This window comes from Olsenella profusa F0195, from assembly GCF_000468755.1.
GTDB classification, from domain to species: domain Bacteria; phylum Actinomycetota; class Coriobacteriia; order Coriobacteriales; family Atopobiaceae; genus Olsenella_F; species Olsenella_F profusa.
This window is the reverse complement of the sequence record NZ_AWEZ01000072.1, coordinates 1-4,545: the sequence shown is the minus strand read 5'-3', so window position 1 is coordinate 4,545 and position 4,545 is coordinate 1. Positions and strand designations below refer to the sequence as shown.

Below are 4,545 nucleotides of genomic sequence, written 5' to 3'. Positions count from 1 at the left end.
CTCGTGGTCCGAGTGCAGGGACCTCGCCGGGGCGGGCTCCTGGCCAGGGACGCGTCCTCGGGGCTCTGGGGCGTCCCCGCCGCAGACGGGACGTGGGCCGTCCCGCCCCGATGGCAGGACGTCGGGGGCTCCTCGGACGGCACCGCGGCCGAGGAGGAGGGCGGGCGCACCCCAGCGCGGGACCCCTCTTCGGGCCTCTGGGGCCTCGCGGGCGCCGCCTCGGGCGAGTGGGCGCTCGCGCCGAGGTTCCGGTCGGCCCCCTGGTTCGTGGGCCCGGACAGCCTGGGCGCCCAGGAGGGCGGCCCCGACTCGCCCTGCGGCGTCGCGGACGCCTCCACGGGGGAGTGGTCCGTCACGCCGGGGTTCCGGTCCATCGGGCGCTTCGCGGACAACGGCCTCGCCCCGGCGCAGAGCGACGGGTAGCCCGCGCCCGGCGGGCGCCGCCAGGGGATGCCGGCCAACGCTCCTGGGCGGCGCCCACTATGATGATGGGGAGGGCATGGTCGGTCCTGTCTTGGATTGGGAAGGTGGCTTGCCATGGGGATGAACGCTGACGGGCAGATCAGCAGCGACGACTCCGCTGCCGTTGATCTTGCCGAGGCATTGAAGGTACAGACGACCGCCCCGACGATATCGGGCGTCTATGGCGACACCACGAGCGCCGCGGAGGGCTGCAGGTCCACGTACGACGACTCGGTGGAGATCTTCAACGCCCTCAAGGACAGCATCGCGACGGATGCGGGCAACATCGAGAAGGCCGCCGAGACGTACATGCGTGCCGACAGCTACGCGGCGCGGCACATATCTATCTAGAGGCGTCCCGGCCTACCAGGGGCCGTGGCTTCGTGAGACAGGGAGGGGTGGGGTAGCACATGTGCTCCGGGACCGTGATAATGCCCAACCAGCTGGGCCAGCAGATCGGCGACAAGTCGTCGGGCGTCGACCAGATGCAAGAGGGCATCGATGGCGTGAACAAGGCGATCTACAACTTCGGCGTCGACGGGAGGCTGAACGGCGGCGGCTACGACGCGGCGAGGAGGAGGCTGTCATCATACCGCGCCTACATCGACGGGGTCGGCTACCGCATGAAGAGTATGGTGAAGGTCGACGGCACCGTCAACGACGAGCTGTCCGTCTTCGGCGGGACGGAGCCCGTCAGCAGGGACGAGTGGCAGTCGCTCTACGACCAGGCGGGGCGAATGAAGGAGGCGTACCAGGCGAGCGCGAAGGCACATGCGGAGGCGGCGTCGCACGCGGCGTCGGGTGGGGGCAGTGATGCGGATAGTGGCGGCATGGTCCAAAGGGAGGAGGTCGCGGCGGCGACTGCCGACAGGCTTGCCGGTCAGGCAGAAGAGCGCCAGGCGGTGGCGAAGGAATGGCTCGACAAGATTGACTCCTACCTGTCCGCGACTAACGGCGTATATGACCAGATCGGGGAGATGACGGACTCTCTCGACCAGGCTGCCGCAGCGTTCTCGGCAGCGGGCTACGACGCTGCCTCGATGGACTGGGGAGAGGCCGACATGTCATGGGTGCCGGGACTCCAGCATGCCTGCCGGAGCGTGCCGACTGGGCAGAGCATCGTCACCGAGGACGCCGACGGCAATCCCGTGTGCAACGAGGACGAGTTGGAGGACATCTACGACAAGCCCGCATCGCTGCTCGGCGAGGACGACTACAGGGCGTGGCGCGACGCGATGGAGCACGTGGCGCAGAAGTGCGTTGCATTGAAAAATGACTCAGCCCAGACAGAGAGATACCAGGCATACGCCAACCTTTTCAATAAAATGGTGCAGATGGGCTACAAAGAAGATAAAACAACACGTAGCCCTGTCGTTAATCCTAAGGACACATCTGGTAACTCACAGGTGTCAGTCGCGACTCAATATTCTATGAAGGAAAACTTCGCGGCGCTGCTCAAGAGCTATGTATTGGACCGCACGAACGCTGCTTACTCTAGTAACGGTTTAGACGATTTTGGTGGTTCTGGTCCAGATAACGCTGATAAAATAAGAGCTATTTATGCAATGTGTGGAATAGCGACAGGATTACTTAAGACAGGACAGCAGTACACTGTATCCTGTGTTGTGGATGTGAATTCGGGCCAACATATTCAGACAAAGAATAGCTTTGGTGTGTACGAGGATACTGGAATTTCTATCAATGACTATTCAGTACCAAACGACTTTAATGTTGAGTGGGGATGTAGCTATGGAGAGAAACAAGGCGTCAGGTGCATTCGTGTAAGTTTTGGTAAGCATTTTCAGGTAGATACGCATGGTGCTACATTTAAACCCACGACATTCTGGGTAATCGATCCTGCGCAATCTGCAAGCATTTCCGACAGCGTGTTTACTGCGATAAAGCTACTTACTGAGCTTAATGCAAGTAATCCGTCACTCAATGGTACTTTGGCGGAGACATCTGCAAGCTCATTGATAGGGCTGCTTGTGCCGGGGCCTTTGGATAACCTGCCAATTTTTTTGGGTTGGACTGCTGCTGGCATAGCAGGGACCGTCATAGAAAATCTCGAGGCGGCAAACAAGGCCAACGAATTTCTGAAAACCATAGGTGCGCTAGTTAGTTCAGGCCAGCTAGAAAATTGTGGTCACGTTGTATATGGCGGCACAGTGGTGTATGAGGACGGATCGACAGAAAATTATATGCCTGGCTTTAACAGTGACAGCGATCGCGCTGCTTATGAGCGCATGATGTCGGATTATAGCGAGCATGGTGGAGGACAATCAATTGCCGAGTGGATGGAGTCGACAGTCTATGTATATTACAAATGGAGTCCAGCGGAACATAAGTGGGTAAGGTACGAGGTCCCCGAGGGGATCACCGTTGCAGATGTCTATAGATCCACCAACACCAGCTTATCGCCAGATGCTCCTGCGCCGCCGGAGAGCTCCGACAGTGGCGGTGGGGAGTGAGTAGGATGACCGGGGCCATAGCGTCAAGTGCCATGTCGCGCCGCCTGCTTGTCGCGGGGGCGGCCGGGGCGCTCCTGGGGGCGGCCAGTCTCAGCGCATGCTCCCTGGGCGGTGGGTCCCATATGCTCCCCAAGGGCTTCTGGGGCGTCGCCGACGCCTCCGGGAAGTGGGTGCTCGAGCCCCGGTTCGGGGGAGCCGACGGACTGTACGGCGGGCTCTGCCTGGCCTCGCGGCGGAATAGCGCTGGCACCGGCGCGTGTGGCGAGGAGCTGTACGGCGTGGTCGACGTCTCCACCGGCTCGTGGAGGGTCAGGCCTCGGTGGCAGGCCGTCGTCACGAGCATGCAGTCTGACGTGTTCGCCGCCAGGGACGCCCGCTCGGGGCTCTGGGGCGTCGCCGGCTGGGACGGCGGGTGGCTCGCCGAGCCGTTCCTCCCGGACGGCCCCGGAGGATATGCGCCCATCTGCCCGTTCGACACCGCGTCCGGCCTCACCGCCGCCTTCGACGCCGCGAGCGGGCTCTGGGGCCTCATGGATCGATTCGGCGCCTGGAGGTCCGCGCCGTCCTTCGGCTATATGATCTCGGGCGGCTCCCTCGGGCTTATCTCGGCCATGGATGAGGAGACCAAGCTCTATGGCCTCGTGGACGCGTCGGGCTCCTGGGTCGCGCCCCCGGCGTTCTCCCAGCTCGAGCCCCCCGGCGCCTCCGGCCTCGCCGGCGCGTTCGACCTGGAGACGCACCTCTGGGGCTACGTCGACACCTCCGGGTCCTGGGTCGTCGAGCCGGCCTTCGTGCAGGTGGAGGGGTCGCCCGCCTCGCAGCTCCTTGCCGTCCTGCGGGCGGGGGACGGGGGCTGGGGGGTTCGTCCGCCCCGACGGCTCCTGGGCGGTCGAGCCGCGCTTCTCCGACGCGCGCGGCTTCGACGCCTCGGGGACGCGCGGCGTCGCGAGCGACCGGGACGGCTACGGGGTCATCGACTCGTCGGGGGAGTGGGTCTCCAGAGAGCGGTATTACGTGATGAGGTCGTTCCTTGGCTCCGACATGACGTTGGCGCGGACCGACCCGGAGGAGGGGTGATCGCCATGGCGGGGGGCACACGGGGCGCAGCTCACAGCTGCCTGACCCGCAGGGCGGCGCTCGGCGCCGCGGCGGCCGCCGCGGCCGCCCTGCCCGCGCTCGCGGGGTGCTCCGCCGCCCCCGGAGCCGTGCCCGAGGGCTCCGTCCCCGGGCGCTGGGGGCTCGTGGACGCCTCGGGCTCGTGGGCGCTCGCCCCGTCGTTCGGCAGGCTCGGCTCGCCCTGGGGCGGGCTCTGCTTCGCCGACGAGTCGCCAGGAGGCACCAGCTACGGCATCATGGACACGTCGGGCGCATGGCTGTCAGAGAGACGCCTGGGCATGATCGCCGCCGGCGCGCGGCCGTCCGACGCGGCCTTCGCCGCAAGGCCCGGCTCCGGCTGGGGCATCGCCCTGCCCGACGGCACGTGGGCCACCGACGAGAGGGCCTTCGGGGACCCTCCCTCTTCGAGGCGCCCGTGGGCCCCTTCGACTCGTCCTCCGGCCTGGCCGCCGCCCGCGACGACCGCCACGGGACCTCTGGGGCCTCGTGGACGCCT

At 65.1% G+C, this 4,545-nt stretch carries 4 protein-coding genes; all 4 read left to right on the top strand.

What is annotated here, in order from left to right; translation table 11 throughout:
* Positions 1–423: WG repeat-containing protein (locus HMPREF1316_RS12210; protein ID WP_198009707.1), on the top strand; the 423-nt coding region annotated here is incomplete at its 5' end.
* Between the two features lie 114 nt (positions 424–537).
* On the top strand, positions 538–813 hold the full coding sequence (locus HMPREF1316_RS12205) for a hypothetical protein (RefSeq protein WP_021727344.1): 276 nt from the start codon (positions 538–540) through the stop codon (positions 811–813).
* Between the two features lie 80 nt (positions 814–893).
* Positions 894–2,933: a hypothetical protein gene (locus tag HMPREF1316_RS12200; RefSeq protein ID WP_232204539.1), complete on the top strand. Its 2,040-nt coding sequence runs from the start codon at positions 894–896 to the stop codon at positions 2,931–2,933.
* 5 nt (positions 2,934–2,938) lie between these two features.
* A partial coding sequence (locus HMPREF1316_RS12195; RefSeq protein WP_021727343.1) for a WG repeat-containing protein occupies positions 2,939–4,545 on the top strand: 1,607 nt, incomplete at its 3' end.

Excerpts from the sequence above, each read along its gene's own strand:
- HMPREF1316_RS12205 (WP_021727344.1), top strand. The coding sequence starts at position 538 with ATGGGGATGAACGCTGACGGGCAGATCAGCAGCGACGACTCCGCTGCC.
- HMPREF1316_RS12200 (WP_232204539.1), top strand. The coding sequence starts at position 894 with ATGCCCAACCAGCTGGGCCAGCAGATCGGCGACAAGTCGTCGGGCGTC.